Below are 24,029 nucleotides of genomic sequence, written 5' to 3'. Positions count from 1 at the left end.
AGCCGCCGACATCGACACACCCGGTGGCTTGAGATTGGTTTGAGACGTCGGAGGCCACACGTCCATCCGTATCGTCTCAACCATGCGTGACTCGAGCCTGGTAAACCACCCTTGCTCGTCGCTCGGGCCGTCGGTCGATCCGTGCTCTAGAGAGACTCACCGCCGCTGCGCTGGTACTTGAGGCCAGCCCGCCCCGCCTTGGAAAACTTGACCCAGCCACAACAACGGATTGCGTCCGCCGGCTCAAGACCCTCATCGTCGGAGTCAGCACGATCATCCATTCCATGGACTGTGCCAAAACCAGATACTTCCCAGGTATCAGAAGCACCCCAAAGCGGCTCGCTGAACGATCTTCCCTCCTCCAGCTCGACCGAAAATAGCTCAGATCCTGCCGCAGCGATGACACCCTCATCCGAAAGAATCACATCCCGAAGCTCTTGTTGAACATAACCATCGAGAAACTCGGGCAGATCTGAAAACACACCATCGCGAAGGGTAGGCACCTCACCCAGATGTAGGTCAGCACGAGCTCTAGCCTTTCCGGATTTGACGAAAGGCTGAACCCAGTCAAGGGCGGTAGCCAGTTAGCTTTCCGGCAACCTCAATGATGGTCAGCCTTGAATCCTTACTGATGTCCCCAGGATTCGACCCAGGCTCTCCATCAGGCACCTCCATCCCAAACTGGCGGTAGTAGGCCGTCCACGCTGGAAGAATCTCTCCGGTGAAAGGGCTCCTGAAGCTCATGGGCTTCTCCGGAAAAAAGACTTCATCTGCATTGGCGTAGCGGAACATATCGACCACCAGCTCGCTGCAGTAAAGCGCAGATGCATCGGTAAGATAGAGCTCATCATAGGGAATGTTTCGACGGTTGAGCCCATACTCTACAGCTGGGGCTATCAGCTTGGTATACGGCTCATTCAGCCTTGCGCAGATGTATCTGGGCTTCATCTGAACATCCTGCGATCTCTTCAGGTGCACATCGACTTGGGTTACGCGCACCTCGGGTGGGAAAGCCTCAAGCACAAAAGTCCCTTTGTTGTTGATGAGGATAACTCCGACGTGGTTTACCCTTGCGCCACGGTAGCCCTCCGTAACGGCTGAGATCGCGTTGTCCCCAGCGCCGATCTGTGTAAAGAGCAGATCTCCATGTGAAAACATCTTCAATCCCTATGTTGAGCTGATTGGGTCATTCAGTTTTATAAACGAAAAGTGGCTTAAACTTTCTAGGCCGCCCTCTCGCATCTTAGGCGATCTCTGGCTCGGGTCAAACGTACGCGAAATACACCTTGCGCATGTCAGCCCGACATCCACTGACCGGGCAAGAGTTGATCAATTCCACTGGCTTTTCCCGTCGAGACTGGAACGACCTGTCGATGATTAGAAGTCTATATAAATCAATGGAATAGATGATTCTACTGCTTTCGCAAACGTATCATCATCGTCTTCGATAATCAGTGAGTCAGAACCTACAGATTTTGTGGGGCTGGCCGATATAGAATAGATGATACGTTTTGCTACATTTCCGTACCGATGGCGTACTGCGGGCATTTCATGAGGCATACACGTTGAACATCTCCACTCAGCTCTCCAATTTCAGCTTCACGCCCACGGTCGTCCCTGCGTCCAGTCCTGACACTGGCAAGGTTACGGATGAGTCGCTTGAGTCGTCCTCTGCAGCGTCAATTGCGGTTCCGGCCGAAGGGGTAAAAGTTTCATTGTCCAGTGCGGGCATTCAGAAGTCTGCCGACGACAATAAGCCAAAGTCGAATGCCGATATCGAATCAAGCGGCTTACCAGACCAAACGCAAAAAACCCTCAAGATGATTCGTGAGCTGAAGCGACAGATCGAGGAGAAACAGCAAGAGTTGCAGTCACTCATGGCGGATCAGAGTATGGATCCCGAAATCAAAAAATCCAAAATTGGCGCTTTGGTTACGGAGATCTCAACCCTGACCGCTGGTCTGGCGACTGCCAACAACGCCTTGGTAAAACAGGCCCGCGCACACAAGATTTCACCCGATCAGTTGCAGCAGGCCCAACAACTCGCGGCGAAGTAATGTTGCGAAGTCCTTACCGTTGAGCGCAATGACCAATCCGTCCACGAGAAAAGCACGCTCTGCGGGCTTTCTCGAAGCCTTTGGAAGAGGATGAACGCGAGGGCAGACGTAAGGGAGATGTGAAGCCTTAACTTCAGCAATTCTACACGCCAACGCGGGCCTGCCCTCCTCCTCTTGCAGCAGATAAAAATGTGGAACCGAAGTTTCGGTGGCCTGGACTGTAGATCTTGCGCACTCTCGCGCAATCGTTGGCTACTCTTTGGCTACTGCGCCGCCACTGCGCGCGCCATGTCCTTCAAGTTTATCATCACTTTTCCCCATTAAAAACCGGACTGCTCGATAGTGATTGACGAGTGATGTTACAGCGCATCTTCGAAGACAATGCATGAGTCGATCAGATAAGCGTTATGAACCCTCAACACGTTGTGGGCAAGGTCATTCTGATTTATGACGGGGTGATAAAGGCACATCAGTGCAGCGCGGTGATGAAACTCAGGGAGCACTGCTGAGCCCTGCTCATGGCTTCATTCTGAAAATCCCGGTTATCAGCCGAAGTCCAGTGCCATAGGCTCCAACCCTGAGAGGTCCAACAACAAATGTTCACACAGCACATTGCCAATTAAATGCAATGCGCCTGAAAGGATCATGCAAGAGCATCCGGCTTCAGCCACCCGAGCCGCTAGTTAATGGAGACGTTGATGAACACTGGAAAACCCACTACGGCCGACGCCGGGATTGAGCTGTCCCGGCGACAGGTTCTGATCGGCACTGCGGGTACTGCAGCCACAGCATTGTTCGCGAAGGTCGATGATGCTCAAGCGGTTGCCAGGATCAAGTCCGCACCCCACAGCCCGCCGGTCAGCCATGTAACGTTCATCCTCAACGGTCGACGATTTGCTCTGGATGTAGACAACCGCACTACTCTTCTCGACGTCCTTCGAGAAAGGCTGCATTTGACGGGCACCAAGAAGGGCTGCGACCACGGCCAGTGCGGTGCCTGTACGGTGATTGTAAAAGGTAGACGAATCAACTCATGCCTTACGCTTGCAGTCATGCACGAAGGCGACAGCATCACCACCATCGAAGGGCTCGGCACGCCGGATAATCTGCATCCTCTGCAAGCGGCATTCATCAAACATGAAGGTTATCAATGCGGTTACTGCACGCCTGGACAGATTTGTTCGGCAGTCGCGATGCTCGAAGAGATAAAAGCCGGAATACCCAGCCACGTAAGTAATGATTTGATCGCCAAGAGTCCCGTCACCGCTGCTGAAATACGCGAGCGCATGAGTGGCAATCTCTGCCGATGCGGCGCGTACTCCAACATCGTCGATGCCATTCATGAAGTGGCCGGAGGTGAGGCATGAAATCTTTCACGTACGAACGGGTGACATCTGTACAACAAGCGGTGAACGCTGCCGCCAATAATTCGGGCTTCCGATTCATCGCCGGCGGTACCAGTTTGCTCGATCTGATGAAGCTGGAAATAGAGACCCCTCAGCACCTTATTGATGTAAACGGACTGGCGCTCGACAAAATCACCCCGACCGAGGACGGCGGATTAAGGATCGGCGCCCTGGTGCGCAACACCGACCTGGCCAGCGCGCCACAGATTCGCCGAGACTATGCCGTACTGTCTAAAGCGCTGCTTGCGGGAGCGTCAGGGCAACTGCGCAACAAAGCCACAACGGCAGGCAATCTATTGCAACGCACGCGATGCGCCTACTTTTACGATACCAATCAGCCGTGTAACAAGCGTCGCCCGGGTGCTGGCTGCGCTGCGATGGGTGGTGCGAGTCGGCAACAAGCGATCATTGGTGTCAGCGATGCCTGCATTGCCAGCCACCCCAGCGATATGGCCGTGGCGATGCGCGCATTGGGCGCGTCGATAGAGACACTTGATTCGAACGGCCAGGTCAGGACGATTGCAATCGATGATCTTTACCGGGCTCCCGGAGATACCCCGCATATAGAAAATACATTAACTGATGCCGAACTGATTACTGCTGTGACCCTGCCTAAACCTATAGGCGGCAAGCATATCTACTACAAGGTTCGTGACCGTGCCTCCTACGCATTTGCGCTGGTTTCGGTCGCGGCGATCGTGCTGCCAGAGCAGAAGGGGCAACTGGCCCTGGGGGGCGTGGCCTACAAGCCTTGGCGGAGCGAGGATGCCGAAGTGTACTTCCCTGACGGCGCGAGTGCCTTGGCTACACGTTTGCTGGCTGGTGCCAATCCTACTGCGCAGAACGCTTTCAAAATCAAACTGGCAGAACGCACGATTGGTCTTGCTCTTTCCAGCGCGTTTTCCTAAAGACAATCACCGGCATTGCACGGCTGCGGTCGACTGACCAGGAGTAAGCCTCATGAAGTTTGATACGCCTGCGAGCACCAATCCGATCGATCAAATGAAGGTGATTGGTCAACCCAAAGATCGCGTTGAAGGCAAACTGAAAACAACCGGCACGGCGACCTATGCTTACGAACAACAGGCTACTGTCAGCCCCCCTGCTTACGGCTACGTAGTGGGTTCTTCAATCGGCAAGGGACGCATCACCTCAATTGATTCAAGCGAAGCGCGCCAAGCCAGCGGCGTCATCGCAATCGTCACCCATGAAAATGCGGGTCAACTCGACAGGGGCGAATTTTACGTTGACCGCGCACTTGCCGGCCCTCAGGTTGATCACTATCACCAGGCCGTGGCAATCGTCGTCGCGCAGACGTTTGAACAAGCCAGGGCCGCTTCGGCTTTGCTTCGCGTCTACTACGTAAGAGAGTCTGGAGCCTACGACCTGGGAGCACAGCGAGCGTCTGCCACAACCCCTCCACCGGGTGCCTTTGGCCCTCCTCCGCATACTGCCGTCGGAGATTTCGACGGGGCGTTCAAGAAGGCTGCGTTCACGCTCGACGGCCACTACACCACACCGGATCATGCACACGCGATGATGGAACCCCACGCGACCATCGCTCAGTGGCAGGGAGAGAAACTGACCTTATGGACGTCTATTCAGCAGATGAACTGGGGCGTCAGGGACCTTGCCAAAACACTGGGTATTCCCCAAGACAACATTCACTTGATCTCGCCTTACATTGGCGGCGGCTTTGGTGGCAAAGGCACTATTCTGTGTGACGCCGTATTGGCTTCACTTGCGGCCAGAGCAGCCGGGCGGCCCGTTAAAGTTGCACTCCCCCGCCCGCTCATGTTCAACAACCTGACGCACAGGCCAGCGACGATTCAAAGAATACGACTCGGCGCCGATCCGGACGGCATACTCACTGCCATCGGCCACGAGAGTTGGTCGGGCAACCTGCGCGGTGGTCGCACTGAGGCGGCCACCGCATCGACCCGAACGTTGTACGCGGGCGCGAACCGCATGACCCGTTTGTACCTTGCCAAACTCGACCTTGCTGAAGGCAGCGCCATGCGTGCGCCTGGTGAAGCGCCAGGCATGATGGCGCTGGAAATCGCTATGGACGAAATGGCTGAAAAGCTGGGTATGGATCCTGTGAAATTTCGCGTCATCAACGATACCCAGGTCGACCCTGAGCAGCCTGATCGCAGCTTTTCCCAGCGCCAGTTAGTCGAGTGTCTGACCACCGGAGCTGATCGTTTCGGCTGGGCTCGACGCGACCCCCTTCCCGGCAAGAAACTGCATGACGGCTGGTGGATCGGAATCGGGATGGCTTCCGCGATCCGAGGCGCACCTACGACGAAGTCCGCTGCCCGCGTCCGGCTTGACCGCAAAGGTCTGGTCACCGTCGAAACAGATATGACTGATATTGGAACCGGCTCATACACAATCATTGCCCAGACTGCTGCTGAAATGCTGGGCGTTGAAATGGACAAAGTGAACGTCTACCTGGGGGATTCAAGATTTCCGGAGTCTTCAGGTTCCGGCGGTCAATGGGGCGCAGCTTCATCCACGGCGGGTGTCTACGCTGCGTGCGTGAAACTCAGGGAAGTTATTGCTGCGAAGGTGGGCCTTGATCCAACAAATACCGAATTTGTCGGTGGCTACGTTCGCGAAGGTTCGAAAAACCTTCCGTTGGAAGAAGCGACAAAGGATGGCGACCTATTGGCCGAAGACGTCATGGAGTTCGGCGACCTGGCAAAGCAGTACGCCCAGCAGACCTTCGGTGCGCACTTCGTCGAGGTTGGCGTAAATGCCGCCACGGGGGAAATTCGCATTCGCCGTCAGTTGGCGGTCTGCGCAGCAGGCAGAATACTCAACCCCAAAACAGCTCGCAGTCAGATCATTGGGGGAATGACCATGGGCGCGGGTGCGGCGCTTATGGAAGAAATGATTGTGGATCATCGCCTCGGTTTCTTTGTTAATCACGATCTGGCCAGCTACGAAGTGCCGGTTCATGCCGACATTCCTCATCAGGAGGTCATTTTCCTGGATGAAGTAGACCCCTATGCAACGCCTCTTAAAGCTAAAGGCGTAGGCGAGCTCGGTATTTCCGGAGCCGCCGCAGCAATCGCCAACGCTGTCTATAACGCTACCGGCATAAGGGTGCGCGATTACCCGATCACGCTCGATAAACTCATTGATCATTTGCCCGCTCTGGGCTGACGTTTCCCACAACTAACTGTTTCAGCTTCGGAGTGACAAATGCAGCTAAGCCGCACGAATTTGGCAGACATTGTTTATTTCCTCGCCATCGCTCGGCATCAAAGCTTCAGAAAGGCTGGTCTGGAGGTAGGTATCAGTGCGTCGGCGCTGAGCCACGCCATGAAAGGACTTGAGACGCGGCTTGGCGTTCGACTGCTCAATCGCACTACCCGAAGCGTGACCCTGACGGCCGCTGGTGAGGAGTTGCAGGGCCTCATCAGCGCTCCGGTCAATGATATAGGCCAAGCACTGGAGACGCTGAATCGGCTACGCGATGAACCCGCAGGGCGTATCCGGCTGAACGTCTTGAGCGACGGCGCAAAACTGCTATTGGGCCCCGTACTGCCTGTCTTTGTTGATCGCTATCCGGATATCGAGGTCGACCTGACCGTAACCAATAAAATGGTCGATGTTATCGGCGACGGTCATGATGCAGGCATTCGTTTCGGTGGGACGGTTCCCGAAGACATGATCGCTCAACGACTATCTCCCGATGTAGCCTGGGCAGTCGTCGGCGCGCCTGATTACCTTGAGCGATATGGCACCCCGATACATCCAGAAGATTTATACCAACATCGTTGTTTACGCGTACGCCTGGGTAGTGCATGTATCTACCATTGGCAATTTTCGAAAGACGGTCAACAGATGGAGATTGACGTCCCTGGAGCCATCACGATCGATGAAGCACGCGTTGGTGTAACGATGGCCATGCGCGGCGCTGGATTGATGTACGTTCTCGCCTCAGTAGTCGAGCGACAGATCGCGGAAGGCTCACTGAAGCGAGTGCTTGAAGACTGGACTCACTACGACCCAGGGTTTCACATCTATTATTCAAGTTTCAGACAGGTTCCTGTTGGCCTTCGTCTCCTCATTGAGCTTATCCGCGAGCTTGAACCCATGGGCCCACTCCCCTGACGGATTTAGCTGGGTTGCCGCTGGGTGAAGACATCGTTAAACGCTGGCACTGCCGAAAATGCGTTAGGCCAGCCAGCATAGAAGGCAAGGTGTGAAAGCAGTTCGGAGGCTTCGGTCTGCGTCAGGCCATTGTCCATAGCACGATTGAGGTGATAACCGATCTGAGCAACCTGACCATTGGCCACTAACGTTGTGACGGTAATCAGGCTGCGGTCTCTGGGGGCAAGACCAGGTCGAAGCCATAGATCATTGAATAACGCGCTGGTGGTGTACTGCACTAGCCCAGGCGAAACCGGGCCAACCGATTTGTTGACACTCGCTACGCGTGCATCTTCGGCAACCTGATCAATAGGCAAAAGGACGGGCGACACTGGAGCCAGTTGATCAGGGGATATGCCGTTCCTGCTAAACACCTCATTGGCGATCGGCGCTGCTCCAGCAGCATTACCCCACCCCGAGTAAAACGCAAGATGATTGATTGCTTCGGACAACTCCAAAGGCGTCACACCATTTTTCAGCGCCAGATCGAGGTGGGCGGCCAGCTCTGCTGTCTGACCTCGCGCAATCAGCACGGCAACTGTTGCCAAGCTTCGATCACGGGGAGACAACGCTGAGCGTTTCCATACTTCACCAAGGAGTAAAGTGTCGGTGTTGTGAGCCATTGCTGGTGAAATGGCGCGCACATCGGCGGAGGCTGGCATGTGAGAATCTTCCTCGGTCATTGCCACATTGGAGGTGGCGAATGCAGACAAACATATCGCTAAGCTTGCTGCTGAAAATGTGCGAATAATCATGACGAAGCGCCGTACTGTGCTTCAGTGACAGGCTCAAGCCACTCGACACCTTCGTCGTCAAGCGCCTCTTGAATGGCCATGTGCGTTACGCCAGTCGTGCTCGTTGCGCCATGCCAATGCTTGACGCCGGGAGGAGTCCATATCACGTCTCCGGGCTTAATGACCTGTTTGCCAGCGCCCTCCTGCTGAACCCAGCCGGCACCCATTGTGACGACCAACATCTGTCCCAGCGGGTGGGTGCGCCAATTGGATCGCGCCCCCGGTTGAAATGTTACATAGCCTGCCGACACCCTCGACGGTGCCCGTACAGCAAAAAGGGGGTCGACTCGTGCGCTCCCCACGAAGTTCGAGGGCGCTCCAATTATTGATGCCTGCTCACCGTTTCTCACAATGCTCATGATTTGCCGGGAGGGGGCATCGGCAGCGCTGGCGTTGAGTACGGTAGTAGCCAGTACGGCGAATACTGGCAAGGATGATCTGATGCGCATCGGTAGCTCCCTGCTGAAGGTAGACACGTTCAACCAACCTAAAGCATGACCTCACGTTGAACTACCTGCTGTTCGATTGATGAACAGATGAGCCGTACTCAATAATTCATGATCCATTCAAGCGTCTGCCTCTAGCGCGGCGGTATCCACTTCAATTCCGATTTCTGCCTAATTGCCGTGAGGCGACTGGCGCCGAACAGTTGAACCGCCTGCCACATCCTCAATGAGATGTGTGTTTATCGAGCCCACGTACCAACCTTGCCTGCGCTTCCGAACTATCACATTATGCCAATGCCCACTACCCCTCTAACCAGCGCAGCATGCACGAGAGCGTCATATGGAATACGACGAAGGCCGAGAACTTACCAGACTGATTGCCGAGGAGATGATCGCTGTAGCCAGTGGCTTCCCAAGCATTCCTTTAGAAATGATTACCCTCCTCGCCGGCTTCCATTTGATCAATGGGCTCACGCTAGAAGGCAGGTACCGCCGGGTATTTGACGAAGCGTATTCGGAGGTCGCTGATCAATGCTTGAAAGATTACGACGATACCGATATAAGCGCTGTCTTCAACGCCAAGTTGGAAGAACTTCATGACGAACTCGCCTTGCCGCTGGATCGAGAGATCAGGGTAAAAACGGCTACATACCTGATTGATCGTTACATCATGGACAATTACCAAATACCTTATGACCACCCAGCAGTCGTAGGTGCATTGGTCGGAAGTATCCACCTGAGCTTGCGTTCGCCAGTGATCGAGTTCGCACCGATCACAGGAGAGCTGTCGATGGCTATGGACAAGACTCAGACCGCCGTCACGATGCTGTATCCGTCCTCCAGAGCGTTAAAAGCCTTGATTACGCTCAAGCTCATTATCAACAAAGTCTTTACTACCTTTGTGCATGGGCAGATTCCGGACGTACTCGCTGGTTCGCAGCCCAGTTATTTGTTTGATTCGGTGTCGCATATCAGTTTTGTGACAGCCACCGGCATGACCAGCATGTCATCATTTGCGAGCAAATATTCTCAACCTGCTCGATTCATGGTCATTATTCCCTCGGCCAGAGCTCAGCTTGGCAGCCTGCTTAAAGAGTTGTCACCCGCCCTGCAGGAAGGCTTACGGTTGGATACTGCCATCTGTTTTAGCATCAGTGAAGGCCGGGGCGCCAAGAGCGATCAGATCCTGCTCGTATTCAGTCAGGGGATTCACCTGATGCATAAGCCTTATCTCTATATTGACGTGTCCTCGGCAAACAAATCGCTTGAGCAGCTGGATCTCCAAGAGCGAGCGATTCTTGCCGGCCAAATCTTCAATATTCATGAGTCACGTGAGGGGCATGATCATCGGAAGAACCTTCCACCGAAGGTCTCAACCATCATTAATGCGCAATTTGGGGATGGATACCGAAACGTTAAGACGTTGTGTATCGAGGATGAAGCCCTACCTTGGAAACCTCTGAAAATATACTCACCCAGGAATTTCATACGCGCCAATAGCACTGAAGGCACCACGTTTAATGCTACTGCAAACCCTCAATCCATTCTGAAATTGCTGAACGATGCTTTTGAGCCTGTGTGTATTTATATCATTGGTAATAATGGTGCAGGCAAAACGCGGCTGCTGTGTGATCTCATAGAGCGAGTACGTGGTATGGATCGCAGGGCGGTCGGAATTTCTACAGGTGTCCATGATCGGTTCCCGTTCGGGCGTTCAGGTCAAGTCGGTCACTTCGAATACCAAGGTGCTCGCAGCACGGCTGAGACGATTTCACCTTCCAAACTGAGGAAAACCGTTACCGCCCGTGCAGCGCAAGTCCTGGGTGACCAGCGTATGCTCGAAGCCCTCAAGGAATGCCAGCAGTGCTTGGGGTTTGCCACGCGATTCTACTTCATGCTCAAGCCTGAAATGGCGCTTCACAATGACCCTCGGGATATACGGCTGATCAGAATGTCGGACAACGCCGCTGACAACCACGTGCCAGAGCCCTTGTCCCACTATGAGTTTGGCGTTGTACGCCCTGGCAATGAGGAACACAGAGAGCGCATCGTCTCATATTCCTCCTTGAGTTCTGGTGAGCAGAACATCAACCAGATGCTGCTCAGTATCATCACGACGGCTGAACGCAATACCGTTTTCCTTGTGGACGAGCCGGAGATCAGCCTGCACCTGAAGTGGCAGCAAACGTTACCTCGGGTCTTCCATCTTCTTTCTCAGCGGTTTGGCTGTTCATTCGTCGTGGCCACGCATGCTCCCACGCTGATCAGCAATGCTAACGACTTGGGCAGCCACAGCTTCATGTTGGATCTGGGCAAGCTCCCGGAACTGAGTGCGAAACAGCGCTATTCCGTCGAGTCGATTATTTTGGGTGGCTTTGGCACTTACACCCCCCATAATCGTGCAGTTCATGAGGCCTGTGCACGCATCGTGGCGAAGACCATGGAAGCGCAAGGTAACCGTCAAGCTGAAGCATTCTCCCCTTTGGAGGAACTTGACGACATGCTTGAAAAAATGAGGGTCAGCCAAGGTGCGTATACCCCGCCAGGCCTGCAAGAGGACATCGACCTCATCAACAAAGCCTCTACGGCTGTCCAACTGCTACTCAAAGACCAAGGCTTGGTAGATAGCGCCAGCAGCAAGGCAGGCAAGTAAATGACTGAATATTTCGTCCTGGACGAGGCAGACCTTTTGCCTCGGTATGAGGAGTACAAATCGCTCTGCCACACTGAAGAGCGGTTTCATAAGGTCATCATGTTCAACCTCCTGCGCTACCACGCCACAACACTTCGCCGCTTCGCGAAAAGGCTCGGCGGCGAGACAGTCGAAGCTCGCAACCTGTGGAATGAGTTCTCAAACCCTGCAAAGAAAAAAAGTGATGCACAGAACGTTGCTACCCCAGCGAAGGCCGCTGCGGCTGGAAAACCTGCCGTGAAGCCTAAGCGCAAACGGGGCAAAGCTAAACCGTTGATCAGCGATATCAAGGGCGCGTTCAGAAGCTATATCGAGAAGCAGCAGCATAATCGCTGCTGCTATTGCCGCCGCTGGCTGTGCAACAGCGGATATTCCAAACCCATCGAGCACATTCTGCCTCGCAAGACGTATGAGCAGTATTCATTCCACTTCTGGAATCTGTCCGTCGCCTGCGTCGATTGTAACGGGCTCAAGAACGAGACGGACTGGGCAAGCCCGGACAAGCATGGCGCAAAAGATTATCCTTTACCCAGCGCGTTCACTGAGATGTTCCACCCACGGTTTCACCGCTTCGACGAACATGTACGCTTTATACGTGTGCAGACTAACGACCACACCATCACGCTTTACAGGGGTATTACCCCTCAGGGGAAGAAGCTGTGCGATGACTTGCTCACCACCATCGCCGGCAAGGAAGTGCTCGTCAATGCTAACGCGGCGCTTAAAAGCTCCATGGAGACGATCGAACGATTCGATGTGAAAGAAGGCAGTGATCTGGAATCAGCGCTTAAAAGTCTCGTGGGTGCGCTGTCTGAGCGATCGATCGACCTGCTGAAACACTGACAAACAGGCCGAGAGGGCCAGTGATATGACGCCCAGCTTTTGGAGGGGCTGGCACGTCATTGCTTTCCTTATACTGATTCATTTTTGGGAACTGGGTGATTCGGCTTATTGCACCCGAAAACATGAAGGCGATCTGCCTGACATCGATTACAAACGTGGTCGTAATCGATGTCAGGAGTATCCTCGCGCATATTCAAGCGCTTCCTACTGCGACGCTCTATGGCTTTACCACTCATCCTTTAGGCAAGCGACGTTGATTCTTTGCGAAACCAGCGATGCAACAGCCTTTCAAGATCATCGATATACGTAAACGCTACAGGCACTACCAGCAGGCTCAGGGCGGTTGAAGTCATCAAACCTCCTATTACGGCGATGGCCATGGGTTGGCGGAAACTGGCATCTGCTCCGAATCCCAAGGCAATGGGCAGCATGCCCGCGATCATTGCCAGGGTGGTCATGACGATGGGCCGAACACGTTTGTGGCAGGCGTTGACCAGTGCTTCAAAAACAGACAACCCCTGCTGTTGAATACCCATGACTGCATACTCCACGAGCAAGATGGAGTTTTTGGTCACGATGCCCATCAGCATCACAAGACCTATCATTGAGGGCAGACTCAGCATGCCCCGTGTCACCAGCAGTGCGACAAAAGCCCCCCCAACCGAAAGCGGAATGGCGAAGAGAATGGTCATCGGTTGAAAGAAATCACGGAACAGCAGCACCAATACACAGTACACGCAGAACAGACCGATCACGATGGCCATACCGAATCCCCCCATCAGTTCCACCATGATTTCCGCGTCGCCGGTTTCGATCAGTTTGACGCTCGAAGGCATTGCCTGAATGGCGGGCAACGCTTTAGCCAGATTCAACGCTTGCCCTAAAGGCATACCGCCCAGATCAGCAGAGACAGTGGCATACCTGCGGCGGTCATAGCGATCAATTTGGGTGGGGCCACTTTCCAATGTCAGGTGAGCGACGCTGGATAATGGAATTAAACCATCGCGGCCGCGGACCCGAAGATTGGATATTGCTTGCAAATCCTGCCTTGAGAAATCCGGAATGCGCACCTGGATTGCGACCTGGCGATTATCCAGATTGAGCTTGGCCATTTTTGCATCGAAGTCTCCGTTAGTGGCAATGCGCACGGTTTCACCAATGGTTGCCGTAGTGACTCCGCGCTCTGCCGCCAGTTGGGTGTCCGGTCGGACTATAATCTCGGGCCGCTCCAGGCTTGCAGTCGAGGTGATATTGGCAAGCCCCGGGACATCGCGCAATTGCCGTTCGAGCGCCTGCGCTGTCGTTTTGAGCGCCTCCTTGTCGTCACTCGATAGAATCAGCGAAAGTTTTTCTCCCAGGCCACCTGAGCCCATTGAAAATCGGGCACCGGGTACTTCGCGCAGCGCCAGACGCACCTGGCTCTCGATTTTGACTTGAGCTGGTCGTGTGCCGCGAGCGGAAAATACAAGCGTCATAGTGGCCCTGCGCAACTCTGCAGCCTGTGTCTGACCGCGTCCAGCCGGTTGGGAGACCCCCACGGTGGTCATGACATGTTCGATTCCGGGGATACTTTCAATCGCATGGCTTACAGCTTCTGTTGTCGCTTGGGTAGCTGCCAGATTGCTGCCAGGGGGAAGCTCTATATTAATGTTGCTGTAACCCTTGTCGGAAGCTGGCATCAGCCCTGTCTCAAGCATGGGCACTACCGCTATCGACGCAGCGAAAACGAGGACGGTACCCAACAGTGTGAGGCGGCGATGAGCAAGGCACCAGCGCACTGCACCGAGGTAACGCGTCATCAACATGCCGTCACCGGAATCCGTATGACCGCTATGTGTCTTGAGCAGGTAGGCCGCCATCATTGGGGTCAATACCCTGGCGACCAGCAATGACGAAAGCACCGCGACCACCGCTGTCCAGCCGAACTGTTTGAAGAACAAACCGGGTATGCCACTCATCATGGCGGTTGGTAAAAACACCACGACGAGGGTCATGGTGGTTGCCATGACCGCCAGAGCAATTTCCGTTACAGCATCACCTGCTGCCTGTTTGATGGGCTTGCCCATGCGACTGTGACGTTCGATGTTTTCTATTTCGACGATGGCGTCGTCCACCAGAATGCCTACGATTACCGCCAGCGCGAGCAACGTGAGGGTGTTGAGTGAGTAGCCTAGCCAATTCATTACCAGAAACGTAGGCAAGATAGACAAGGGCAACGCAGAAGCAGAAATCAGCGTTGCACGCCAATCGCGCAAGAACCACCACACCACCAGAACGGCCAGCAGTGCACCTTCGTAGAGCATGTGCATCGAACCTTCATACTGCTCACGCGTGTAGTCGACCGTTCCGGAGACTTTGGTAAAACTCAGGCTCGGATCGGCACTGTGAAGCTTGTCGAGTGTCTCTGCCACACCGGCCGCCATGCGCGTCTCATCAAAGTCCTTGGCACGAAATATCCTGAATCCGACTACCGGTTTGCCGTCCAGAGTTGCGATTTGAGTCCGATCCGCATAACTGTCCTTGACCACGGCGACCTGGTCCAGGTTGACACGTCGCCCACTGTCGAGCACCACAGGCAGGCTTCTCAGCTCAGCGGCCGTGCGGACGGTTGCGATGGTACGAACCGCCTGCTCGGTTCCACCCACCTGCCCCTTTCCGCCGGAGGACTCTTGCTCAACGGTTTTCAGTGCCCGTGATACATCTGCCGCTGTTGCCCCCATCGCAGCCAGACTCGACGGGTCCACTTCCACCAGCACCTGACGCTGGACGCCCCCTACCCGTTCGAATTTACCAATACCCGGGATTCCCAGAATGGTCTTGTTGATACTGTCGTCGACAAACCACGACAAGGCTTCCTCGTCCATTCGCGAAGACGCCACAGCGTAAAGCAGGGTTGCCTCATCACCGCCAACCCTGACCGCACTGATCGATGGTTGCTCAAGATCGGTTGGCAAATCGGAGCGAACCTTATCCACTGCGTCTTTGGTTTCAATCAACGCATCGGAGAGTTTTTTCTCAAGGATGAACTCAACGTTAATCGTCACCAGACCGTCCACTATGGAGGTACTGATGTGTTTGATACCTGACAACGTCGCCAGAGAGTTCTCGACCTTGCGTGCGACTTCGGTCTCCATCTGGGCCGGAGCGGCTCCGGGCTGGGTGAGCGTGATGACGACAGTAGGAAGATCAATGTCGGGCATGTTAGCGATGGGCAGAGTGCGAAAACCAAGGATTCCTGCGAGTGAAAGCAAGATAAAAAGCAGAATCGAGGGAATCGGATTGCGGATCGACCACGTGGCAAAGTTCATTTTCTACTCCTGCACTGCAGCAGGCGCTGCAGCGACATGTACCAGGTCACCGTCGTTCAGGAAGCCCGCGCCCTGCACGACCACTTTGTCCGTCACTGCGATGCCGGAAACGATTTCTACTTCGGTGTTTTGGCGACGTCCCACCGTTACGGGCTGCATGCCTACACGATCACCCTCAAGCAGTTTGGGCACATAACTGCGACCGTCCCGGATCACAACACTCGTGGCAGGTACGACCAGAGCGGCACGTTCAGGCAGGAGAACCTTGCCTTTCGGGTACATGCCTGCGCGAGCCGTACTGCCGGGTTCGATGTCCGCATAAACGATGCCCAGGCGGGTCTGGCTATCCAGGCCAGGTGCCAGCTCTCTTACCATTGCCTTGGCAAAAGTCCCGTCTGGCAGCTCCAGGCGGACAGATTGACCGGGTTTGACCTGAGACAGTTGTACAGCAGTCAGCTCACCTCTCCATTCCAGGCGGCTTTGTCGAATCATCCGAAATAATTCTTGTCCGGTGCTGTACACGGCACCCACTGTGGCGCTTCGAGCGCTGATGACGCCATCATCAGGCGCGACCACTCTGGCGTAGCGCATTTGCAGAAGCGTGCTTTGCAGCAAAGCCTTGGCAATCTCCGCCTGGGTTACATATTGAAGTACATCTTGCTCGCTCATACCTCCTGTGCCCTTGAGCTGAAGGGCACGTTGACGGTTCGCTTCTGCTTGCTGCGAGGATGCCTTGAGGCGCGATTCGTCCGTGCCCAGCAGGTCGGCATCGAATGTTGCCAATGATTGCCCGCGTTTCACGCGATCACCTACGTTTACAAGTATTCCAGTCAGCCTCAAACCCGATACCTGGGAGCCAATCACAGCCTCTTCCCACGGAGCGATTGCACCACTGGCTTCAACTGTCGCAGGCCATTGGGCCTGAGTCACGCTACCGACGGTGACCGTCAAGGCGGCAGCAGGCTGCTCTGCAGCTACAGCCGGATGAGGGGCGGTAAAAAGTACGCTGCACGCTATGACGTTAAAGCACAGTGCAGCGAGGCTCGCTAACGCATGGCCCCCACGGGCCGAAGAAAAAGCTGATTTACTCATGGGATCGGGTATCCGTAATTAGGGCGATAGCTCCGCCAGTGGCTTTGATCAGAGAAATCCAGGCTTGCGCCTGATCACGGCGCGCGGAAATTTCCGCATCCTGTGCCGAGGCGAACTGACGGCGACTGTCTTCAAGCTCGAAGAGGCTCACCGCGCCAACCTTCCATTGATCATCGGAAGCCTTGAGGGTCATTCGAGCGGCGATCACTCCGTCGCTCGTCGACGCGACTCGGGATTTGGCCGATGCTTGAGCCGCAATGGCGTTTTCTACATCCTGGACAGTCGTGCGCAATGTGCTTTGCAAAGTGGCTACGGCACGCCGGTAACGAGCTTCTGCGACGCTGACGTTGGCAGCCCCTGCCCCACCATCAAACAATGTTCCAGTCAGACCAGGGCCCAAGGACCAGGTATTGAAATCGAGACTGGATCCTCCTGCGCGGATCCATTGGCCCGTCAGTGCCGCTGTCAGGTCAATCTTTGGCAGACGGTCGGCGCGGGCAACAGCGATGTCTGCCCAGGCTGCGGCGACTTCTCGTTCTGCTGATATGAGGTCAGGATGCTGTGCCAGTACGATTGCCGGCATGACAGGCGCCGCTGCTGGTGCCTGAGGCATGAACACGGGGTCGGAATTGCCCACTGGGCTTGCTATGCCGATCAGGTTCCGGATCTTTTCCGGGCTCTCACCTGTCAAGGCCACCAATGCGTTTACCTGACGGGCACACTGCTCTTGCTGATCGGCTAGATTGGTTCTAGACGTTGCAAGGCCGGACAGTATGCGGGCTTCGTCGGCTGCAGCAGCAAATCCGCTTCGAAGGCGCAATCGGGTTAACTCCAGAGTCTTTTCCCTGGATGCAATGTCCTCATTCAACACTCGGCGGCTGTTCTCGCAGGCGCGCAGTATAAGAACGTTATCGGCAACGTCCGTCGCCAGGGTCAAACGCGTTGAGGCAGCATCTGCAGTTCGGGCGTCAAGAAGGCTCCGAGATGCCTCAACCGATTCTCGAACTCGCCCGAACAGGTCGATTTCCCAACTGAAGGTCGGGCCTGCAGAAGCCGAACTGCTCAGCGCCGTTGTGCTGGAGGAGACAGGGGATGTATTACGACTTTGCTCCCGCGTCGCGCTAGCGTCTATGCCAATGGCCGGCATCCTGGCTGCCTTGCTTACGCCGAGTGTCGCCCGCGCTTCGTCGATACGTGTCACAGCCTGGAGCAAGGTCGGGTTGTCTGTGAACGCCGCTTCGATCAATGCATTCATCGCTTCATCACCCAATGATCGCCACCAGTTCTCAGTGGCGGCTGGAGCGGATACGGCTACCCTATCCGACTCGACAGACCATCTGGCCGGGCCTGACAGTGCGGGTTTTACATAATCGGGCTGTAGCGAGCAGGCGCTCAGTGTCAGGAGTGCGATTGCGGCGAATACGCTCAAAGAGAGCCGACGATGCGCGCTATGGACAGGTCGTTCGCGTGCGCAGCTTCTGGCGATATGCGTGATCTTTGTCATCTTGGATAACCCGACAGAAGACGTTGAACCATTAGCGGTAGACGTCGCTTTTCGACGACGACCTCGGTCACTCAGTGCGACACCACGACATCCGTCATCGGGCGCCGCCAGCGCTCTTCAATCCGCGCATCGTCAGCGCGATAGCCAAGTGCGATGACCAGCGGTATTACAGAGCCCCGAGGAAGACCCAGCAGCTTGGCAACCTGCGGTGCCGAAAAACCCTCCATCGGGCAGGTGTCGATGCCTTTTGCGGCAGCTCCGAGCATGAGTGTCTGAGCAGCAAAAATGGCATTGCGCGCCGCCCATTGGCGGCCACCGATATGACCGACAGGAATCAGTGACAAGGTGGGACGAAACAATGCAGCAAGAGCTACCAGCGGGGACCACAATGCTGACGAGCCTACACCGAGAATTTTCTTGAACATGCCGACCTGCTTTCGATAGTAGGCCTTCGAGTCCTGGCCCAGCACCGATGAGCTCTCCACATGCTCAAGCTGCGCCACGGCGGTGCGCAGGCCCAATGCTGGACTGGCCACGACCACAACGAAGTCTGCCGCCGATGCTGCGGCCTTCTGCCCATTGCAGGCAGCAGCTATGTTTGCTTTAAGGCCGGGCTCCCGGATCCAGTGCAGCTCATAAGGCTGCATGTTTCCGCTGGAGGGTGCATAAGCGGCTTCGGTAAGCAAAGCGTAAATGTCAGATGCCTGAATCGCTGCGGGTTTGAATTTGCGAATGGCTCTTCGAAAGCGGTTCGCAGCTTGAAAGCCTTCCCAAGGAAGTACCGGATCTTGTGTGTTCATGATTTGAAGCTCCTGATGAGGTGAAGAACGTTGTGTTTTCACGCTTCAAATCGTAAGTTAAAGCTTAGCTTTTAAAAACTCATGTTCTGGAGCTACCCGTGAACAGCAAACGAGCAGTCGTCAAACCCAGGAAAATCCCGGCTCAGGCCAGATCACGCGCAACGGTCGATGCAATAATTCAAGCTGCCACTTACATTTTGACCAAGGTTGGTTGGGATGGATTGACAACGAACGCGATCGCCGAACGTGCGGGCGTCAATATCGGTTCGCTGTACCAGTTTTTCCCGAACAAAGAGGCTGTGATCGCCGAATTACAGCGCCGGCACGCAGCTGCAACACGCACCGATTTGCTTGGAGCACTCGACGTGTTGCCGCAGCAACCCACGCTGCGAGACGCACTGACGCTGATCGTTGAAATGATCGTCACCGAACATCGCATTGCACCCGCCTTACACAAGGCTATTCATGAGGAGTTACCCAGCACTGTCCGGCATATGGCAAAAGACGAAGAACATCTTCAGCGGCAATTTTCGCAGGTGCTGAGGCCGTTCATGAAGAACGTCCCCGACCCGGAACTCTCGATCTATCTGATGGGGGTTGCGGCGCATGCAATCATCCACACGGTCACGGCAGACAGGCCCGACTTACTGGGCAATCCAAGATTTGTGATTGAAGTAGTCACGCTGTTGGAAAACTACCTCAGCAGGACGGACGAGGGCATTAGCGGTTAGATGGAACAGCACAATTACCCTGACGTCGTCGTTCCGAAAACGCTTCTCTGATGGAGGCAGGTGTTAAGACAAAGACACGCCGCACCCTTACGACTGACACACTGCCCCATTGATCAATGAGCACATCGCTTTTCCAGGCCTGAGTGAACTGGACGACGACATTCCTGCGACAGGCCGGACTTATGCTTGTGAGGCTTAAAACCTCGGGGAGGCAGGCCTGGATTGACACGTTGTGTCACCGCCTTGGCCGCCCCGGTTTCTTGAGACCGATCAGCACCTTGGCTATATATGATGATTAAATCCAGTTCAGTTTTAGCGTGTTTGTTCACCCTGCCAAACCTTGTCGCAGCGCAGGCAGAATCACAGCAAGACGCACCGCGCCTGGGAGTGGGGTTGGGTGTGGGGATCTCGGATAGTTCCTACGCGGGCGAAGGGACGAACATCACCCCTTTGCCGCTCATACACTATGAAAGCGAGAGACTCTTCGTGCGTGGTCTTACGGGCGGTGCACACGTGATACGTCGTGAGGGTTTCGAATTGAACGTCATTGCCTCTCTCCGCACCGATGGTATAGACGCCAAGGATTTCGGGCGTAAGACGCTTGCCCGTAACGGTATCAACAGGGACTTGCTCGATGATCGTGACGGCGGTCTGGATATGGGGCTTTCTGCATCATGGCAGGGTGCAGCGGGCAAGTTTGAGTTGACAGCAAAGTCCGACGTGAGCGGTGCAAGCGAAGGATATGAGCTGTCTGCGAAGTACGGTTATGAATTGGCAGTCGGTCGAGGCAGTCTCGAACCGACCCTCACCGTCAGCCACCTTTCCAAAAACACAGCGAACTACTACTACGGCACCTTGAAAGACGAAGTCGCTCCCGGTGTCGTTGACTACAAGCCAGGTGCATCGACGATCCCGGAAATAGGCCTGACTTATGTGCATCCAGTCGGTGACCGATGGCGGTTCATGAGTTCCGTCCAGTATAAGTTCCTGCCGGGTGATATCAGCGACAGCCCTCTTCTTGAGGACGCTGCCAGTGGCGAAGGATCAATCATGTTCGGTATTTCCAGGAGCTTCTGATGCAGGTGGCCGGACGCCCGGGATCGCCAGCTTTATCGACTTGGCCTTTCGCACAGTCTACGAGTACGGCTGAGAGTCGCTATTACCTCAATAGCTATACCTGCCGCTTCGCAATTATCGCTTTGGGACGCCGTATCTGATGAATGTGAGCCTGATGAACCCTGTACCTCTCCACGTCCTTGTTATCGAGGACAATCACTCGCTGGCAGCCAACATCTTTGATTACCTGGAAGCCTGTGGTCACCTTCCGGATGCGGCGCCAGATGGTTATTCAGGGCTGAGCCTTGCCACTCAAAATCGTTGCGACGCGATTATTCTGGACTGGATGCTGCCAAGAATGGACGGCATGAGTGTGCTGCGAAAACTGCGTGAGGAGTATGGCTGTGTAACGCCCATTATCATGCTCACGGCGAAAGATCAGATCGAAGGCAAACTGTTGGGGTTCGAAACCGGCGCGGATGATTATCTCGTCAAGCCGGTTGCGTTGCCTGAGCTGGAAATCCGGCTGCGCGTCCTGGTGAGTCGGGCCAACGCGAGAGCAACAGCAGGACGCACTATCAGGGTTAGTGACTTGAGTTACGACCTCGACAGCCTCCAGGTAACTCGCGGTGGGCGCACCCTGAATCTTTCCGGCACATTGAGGAGCGTCTTGGAGCTACTGATGCGTGAGTCCCCGAGAATGGTGCGCCGTGATCGCATTGAAGGTCTGATTTGGGGACAGGACGTTCCCGAAGGAGACCTGCTTCGCTCCCATATGCATCTGCTTCGACGTGCAATAGACCAGGACGGGGAGGATAAGCTTCTTCATACGATTCATGGCACAGGCTATCGTTTGGGGGGCGACGCTGTATGAGGTTACTTCGGCGCCTGCGCAGTATGCAGTGGTTGCTCAGCGTCAGCTTCGCCATGTTTGGTTTAATGCTCACGCTGGCACTTGTCGTCCAAGGCTATCTAAGCCAACGCTTGGTCGATCATTCCATCTGGCGGCAAGTGCTGGAGTCAGGCACTGAGAGCGTCCTGCATTCTTCTTACGCTGATCTGCACGACACCCTGCCCATAAAGGGCACGGTAAAAGGCTGGTTGCTGACCGCTGACGGAACTGTGCCAGCGGGGATGCCGCCCTTTCTGGCAAATCTGACGCCCGGCTATTACCGGGAGAGTGAACTTGACGATGTTCAGGACGCCTCATCCTTTGCGAGGGTCAGGTCTATTCTCACCCCACGACTGGGACCCTTTGCGTACACGTCAGATGAAACAGTTCGTCCTCGAAGCTACCAGGCGTTGGTGACTCCTCTGCCTCATGGGCGATTGATCATGACCATCGATATGACGGAGCTGGAGGATGAGCAAAATGGAAGTATTCAACTCAGCGTGGTGTTCTTGATGTTCAACGTGCTCGTCATCGGACTGTTGATCTGGTGGCTTTATCTTAACTTGAGTCACCCCGTGAAAGACCTGGCGCGCCGTATGCGTGAACTCGATCCCTTGAAGCCATCACAGAGAATTCCAACGGCTTACCGTAACAGCGAGCTGAACACGATCGCCCAAGAGACCAATGAACATCTGCAACGTGTAGAACTTGCGGTCGAGCGCGAACGAAGTTTACTGGATCAGGCGAGCCATGAATTCCGTACGCCAGTGGCAATTATTTCCGGTGCCGCCGATGTACTAAGTGCATTACAACTGCCCCCTCGCGCTTTGCGTCCTCTTCACCGGATAGAAGACGCTGTGGAGACGCTTACCCAGATTATGGAGGCGCTGCTGTACCTCTCACGCGAGCCTGGCCCCGAGGAGCGTCAACACCTCACACTCCTGCATGCCCTCCTCCCGGAACTGGTGCAGGACCATGCTTATTTGCTGGCAGGAAAGCCAGTAGAATTCGTTCTCGGCGTTATTGAGCCGGTCACATTGAAGGCTCCGGAGTCGATGGTTCGTATCGCCGCCGGGAACCTGCTCAGAAACGCAGCGGAACATACCCACGAAGGCGAAATTCACGTATCGGTTATGGACGGAAAGCTATGTATTCGTGATTCAGGCTCAGGCTTCGACACCACTCAAGTCGCTTTTCGCTTCACCGAATCATTAAAACATGTCGGAATACGTTCTGGCGGAGCAGGCTTGGGTCTGTTTCTTACTCAGCGGATATGCGAGCGCTTCGGGTGGCGATTGATACTCCAGTCTTCCGTAGCGGTTGGAACCGTCGCGACCCTCTATTTTGAGAAGCGCTGACAGCAGAAATACCGATCGTGAAAGCAGGCACACGCGGCAGCCAGTACGCTTCGCCTTATCTCTGAGATGTGTCAATTGACCGGATGCATGACCTATGGCTCTCGCTACCCCGCCCGATCTGGCTCGGGCACTCTATCCAATACAACCGCTGGCCCGTAGCTACGCCAGAGGGCTTGAGATTGAGCCGCATACGCATGACTGGGGCCAGTTACTTTATGCGCAGAGCGGCATAATGCTTGTAGAAACGCCCACCTCTGCACTTTTGGTACCGCCGCACCGGGGTGTATGGATTCCACCCCATGTCCACCATGGTGTCAGCGTGGTTTCCGATCTCGAGATGCGGAACATTTATCTACGTACAGAATTGGCCGAAAAAATTGGCAGCGAGCTTACTGTTGTTGAGGTCGCGCCGTTGTTGCGTGAGCTGATCAAACGTCGGGTCAACCTTGCACCGTCCGGGGATGAAGCCTACAGGGACGCGCTCGACGGATTTTTAGTCGTTGAGCTGAGGCGCTCACGTTCCGCCTTGTTGCAGGTGACTATGCCAGTCAATGGCGATCGGCGTTTACGTAGCCTGTGTCATCAGGTGCTACGTGCGCCCTCCTTGAGTATTTCATTTGAGCAGCATGCCGTGGCGATTGGTGCCAGCACTAGAACACTCGCGCGGCTGTTCAAGACGGAATTAGGCGTCGGCTTCAGTGAGTGGAGGAAATCGGTGCAACTTGCCCATGCTGCAGCGCGACTGCTTGAGGCGGTACCCGTAGGTACGGTCGCTGCTGAACTGGGCTACAACCTCACCAGCTTCAGCGAGATGTTCAAACGTGCTACAGCGGTCACCCCATCTGTCTATGCAGCCGCGCATATGCGTAACTGAGCCGACGCTGTC

At 55.0% G+C, this 24,029-nt stretch carries 20 protein-coding genes; 12 read left to right on the top strand and 8 right to left on the bottom strand.

All coding sequences use genetic code 11. The features are described from left to right. Positions 1–146: 146 nt before the first annotated feature. Both MME58_RS13775 and MME58_RS13770 read right to left on the bottom strand, forming a co-directional pair. Complete coding sequence (locus tag MME58_RS13775) at positions 147–482, bottom strand: hypothetical protein (protein ID WP_147479849.1); 336 nt, start codon at positions 480–482, stop codon at positions 147–149. 85 nt (positions 483–567) lie between these two features. Beyond that, entirely contained in the window at positions 568–1,158 is a 591-nt protein-coding gene (locus MME58_RS13770) for a YiiX/YebB-like N1pC/P60 family cysteine hydrolase (RefSeq protein ID WP_055005785.1), read from the bottom strand. A 407-nt stretch (positions 1,159–1,565) separates the two neighbouring features. Between MME58_RS13770 and MME58_RS13765 the strand changes: the two genes are divergently transcribed. From MME58_RS13765 to MME58_RS13745, 5 genes are all read left to right on the top strand, one after another. Beyond that, positions 1,566–2,057, top strand: a complete 492-nt coding sequence (locus MME58_RS13765) for a hypothetical protein (RefSeq protein ID WP_233590956.1) — start codon at positions 1,566–1,568, stop codon at positions 2,055–2,057. 698 nt (positions 2,058–2,755) lie between these two features. Beyond that, a complete protein-coding gene (gene paoA, locus MME58_RS13760; RefSeq protein ID WP_055005784.1) occupies positions 2,756–3,424 on the top strand; it encodes an aldehyde dehydrogenase iron-sulfur subunit PaoA in 669 nt (222 codons plus the stop codon). Continuing rightward, the gene (locus MME58_RS13755) at positions 3,421–4,371 is read left to right on the top strand and encodes an FAD binding domain-containing protein (RefSeq protein ID WP_055005783.1); all 951 of its coding nucleotides are present in this window, start codon (positions 3,421–3,423) and stop codon (positions 4,369–4,371) included. Before paoA ends, MME58_RS13755 begins: the two co-directional genes overlap by 4 nt. Positions 4,372–4,423: 52 nt before the next feature. Beyond that, the gene (gene paoC / locus MME58_RS13750; RefSeq protein WP_055005782.1) at positions 4,424–6,634 is read left to right on the top strand and encodes an aldehyde oxidoreductase molybdenum-binding subunit PaoC; all 2,211 of its coding nucleotides are present in this window, start codon (positions 4,424–4,426) and stop codon (positions 6,632–6,634) included. 39 nt (positions 6,635–6,673) lie between these two features. Then, positions 6,674–7,588 (top strand): LysR family transcriptional regulator, encoded by a 915-nt coding sequence (locus MME58_RS13745; RefSeq protein WP_055005781.1) that lies wholly within the window; start codon positions 6,674–6,676, stop codon positions 7,586–7,588. Between the two features lie 5 nt (positions 7,589–7,593). Here MME58_RS13745 and MME58_RS13740 read toward each other — a convergent pair whose 3' ends face one another. Together MME58_RS13740 and MME58_RS13735 are read right to left on the bottom strand one after the other, a co-directional pair. Then, a complete protein-coding gene (locus MME58_RS13740; RefSeq protein WP_082427311.1) occupies positions 7,594–8,382 on the bottom strand; it encodes a carboxymuconolactone decarboxylase family protein in 789 nt (262 codons plus the stop codon). Beyond that, on the bottom strand, positions 8,379–8,870 hold the full coding sequence (locus tag MME58_RS13735; protein ID WP_055005779.1) for a (R)-mandelonitrile lyase: 492 nt from the start codon (positions 8,868–8,870) through the stop codon (positions 8,379–8,381). The genes MME58_RS13740 and MME58_RS13735 overlap by 4 nt, the downstream gene beginning before the upstream one ends. Before the next feature lie 337 nt (positions 8,871–9,207). On the opposite strand from MME58_RS13735, the gene MME58_RS13730 reads away from it, so the two are divergent. Together MME58_RS13730 and MME58_RS13725 are read left to right on the top strand one after the other, a co-directional pair. After that, positions 9,208–11,520, top strand: coding sequence for an AAA family ATPase (locus MME58_RS13730; RefSeq protein ID WP_055005778.1), 2,313 nt, complete (start codon positions 9,208–9,210; stop codon positions 11,518–11,520). Next, positions 11,521–12,402, top strand: a complete 882-nt coding sequence (locus MME58_RS13725; protein ID WP_055005777.1) for an HNH endonuclease — start codon at positions 11,521–11,523, stop codon at positions 12,400–12,402. It abuts the gene before it with no gap. 239 nt (positions 12,403–12,641) lie between these two features. Here MME58_RS13725 and MME58_RS13720 read toward each other — a convergent pair whose 3' ends face one another. From MME58_RS13720 to MME58_RS13705, 4 genes are all read right to left on the bottom strand, one after another. Beyond that, a complete protein-coding gene (locus MME58_RS13720) occupies positions 12,642–15,710 on the bottom strand; it encodes an efflux RND transporter permease subunit (protein WP_055005776.1) in 3,069 nt (1,022 codons plus the stop codon). 3 nt (positions 15,711–15,713) lie between these two features. Continuing rightward, complete coding sequence (locus MME58_RS13715) at positions 15,714–16,802, bottom strand: efflux RND transporter periplasmic adaptor subunit (RefSeq protein ID WP_055005775.1); 1,089 nt, start codon at positions 16,800–16,802, stop codon at positions 15,714–15,716. After that, positions 16,795–18,306, bottom strand: a complete 1,512-nt coding sequence (locus MME58_RS13710) for an efflux transporter outer membrane subunit (protein WP_082427309.1) — start codon at positions 18,304–18,306, stop codon at positions 16,795–16,797. The genes MME58_RS13715 and MME58_RS13710 overlap by 8 nt, the downstream gene beginning before the upstream one ends. 71 nt (positions 18,307–18,377) lie before the next feature. Continuing rightward, entirely contained in the window at positions 18,378–19,106 is a 729-nt protein-coding gene (locus MME58_RS13705) for a nitroreductase family protein (protein ID WP_055005774.1), read from the bottom strand. Positions 19,107–19,204: 98 nt separating this feature from the next. Here MME58_RS13705 and MME58_RS13700 point away from each other — a divergent pair, with 98 nt between their 5' ends. The 5 genes from MME58_RS13700 (at position 19,205) to MME58_RS13680 (ending at position 24,017) form a co-directional block, all read left to right on the top strand. Further along, positions 19,205–19,837: a TetR/AcrR family transcriptional regulator gene (locus MME58_RS13700; RefSeq protein WP_055005773.1), complete on the top strand. Its 633-nt coding sequence runs from the start codon at positions 19,205–19,207 to the stop codon at positions 19,835–19,837. 288 nt (positions 19,838–20,125) lie between these two features. Then, entirely contained in the window at positions 20,126–20,914 is a 789-nt protein-coding gene (locus MME58_RS13695; protein ID WP_082427307.1) for a MipA/OmpV family protein, read from the top strand. A gap of 139 nt (positions 20,915–21,053) precedes the next feature. After that, complete coding sequence (locus MME58_RS13690; RefSeq protein WP_233590955.1) at positions 21,054–21,767, top strand: response regulator transcription factor; 714 nt, start codon at positions 21,054–21,056, stop codon at positions 21,765–21,767. A gap of 23 nt (positions 21,768–21,790) precedes the next feature. Continuing rightward, a complete protein-coding gene (locus MME58_RS13685; protein WP_233590954.1) occupies positions 21,791–23,143 on the top strand; it encodes a sensor histidine kinase in 1,353 nt (450 codons plus the stop codon). 94 nt (positions 23,144–23,237) lie between these two features. Beyond that, positions 23,238–24,017 carry an AraC family transcriptional regulator gene (locus MME58_RS13680; protein ID WP_055005770.1) on the top strand — a complete coding sequence of 260 codons (780 nt, stop codon included), beginning with the start codon at positions 23,238–23,240 and terminating at the stop codon, positions 24,015–24,017. Positions 24,018–24,029: the final 12 nt, after the last annotated feature.

Origin of the sequence: Pseudomonas syringae pv. tagetis (assembly GCF_022557255.1) — a bacterium.
Taxonomy (GTDB): domain Bacteria; phylum Pseudomonadota; class Gammaproteobacteria; order Pseudomonadales; family Pseudomonadaceae; genus Aquipseudomonas; species Aquipseudomonas caricapapayae.
Note: the sequence above shows the minus strand (reverse complement) of the source record. Positions and strands in the feature narration are given on the sequence as shown.

Coding starts and splice junctions, on each gene's coding strand:
- MME58_RS13770 (WP_055005785.1), bottom strand. CDS start 1,158: ATGTTTTCACATGGAGATCTGCTCTTTACACAGATCGGCGCTGGGGAC.
- paoA (WP_055005784.1), top strand. CDS start 2,756: ATGAACACTGGAAAACCCACTACGGCCGACGCCGGGATTGAGCTGTCC.
- MME58_RS13755 (WP_055005783.1), top strand. CDS start 3,421: ATGAAATCTTTCACGTACGAACGGGTGACATCTGTACAACAAGCGGTG.
- paoC (WP_055005782.1), top strand. CDS start 4,424: ATGAAGTTTGATACGCCTGCGAGCACCAATCCGATCGATCAAATGAAG.
- MME58_RS13745 (WP_055005781.1), top strand. CDS start 6,674: ATGCAGCTAAGCCGCACGAATTTGGCAGACATTGTTTATTTCCTCGCC.
- MME58_RS13740 (WP_082427311.1), bottom strand. CDS start 8,382: ATGATTATTCGCACATTTTCAGCAGCAAGCTTAGCGATATGTTTGTCT.
- MME58_RS13735 (WP_055005779.1), bottom strand. CDS start 8,870: ATGCGCATCAGATCATCCTTGCCAGTATTCGCCGTACTGGCTACTACC.
- MME58_RS13730 (WP_055005778.1), top strand. CDS start 9,208: ATGGAATACGACGAAGGCCGAGAACTTACCAGACTGATTGCCGAGGAG.
- MME58_RS13725 (WP_055005777.1), top strand. CDS start 11,521: ATGACTGAATATTTCGTCCTGGACGAGGCAGACCTTTTGCCTCGGTAT.
- MME58_RS13720 (WP_055005776.1), bottom strand. CDS start 15,710: ATGAACTTTGCCACGTGGTCGATCCGCAATCCGATTCCCTCGATTCTG.
- MME58_RS13715 (WP_055005775.1), bottom strand. CDS start 16,802: ATGAGTAAATCAGCTTTTTCTTCGGCCCGTGGGGGCCATGCGTTAGCG.
- MME58_RS13710 (WP_082427309.1), bottom strand. CDS start 18,306: ATGACAAAGATCACGCATATCGCCAGAAGCTGCGCACGCGAACGACCT.
- MME58_RS13705 (WP_055005774.1), bottom strand. CDS start 19,106: ATGAACACACAAGATCCGGTACTTCCTTGGGAAGGCTTTCAAGCTGCG.
- MME58_RS13695 (WP_082427307.1), top strand. CDS start 20,126: ATGATGATTAAATCCAGTTCAGTTTTAGCGTGTTTGTTCACCCTGCCA.
- MME58_RS13690 (WP_233590955.1), top strand. CDS start 21,054: ATGAATGTGAGCCTGATGAACCCTGTACCTCTCCACGTCCTTGTTATC.
- MME58_RS13685 (WP_233590954.1), top strand. CDS start 21,791: ATGCAGTGGTTGCTCAGCGTCAGCTTCGCCATGTTTGGTTTAATGCTC.
- MME58_RS13680 (WP_055005770.1), top strand. CDS start 23,238: ATGGCTCTCGCTACCCCGCCCGATCTGGCTCGGGCACTCTATCCAATA.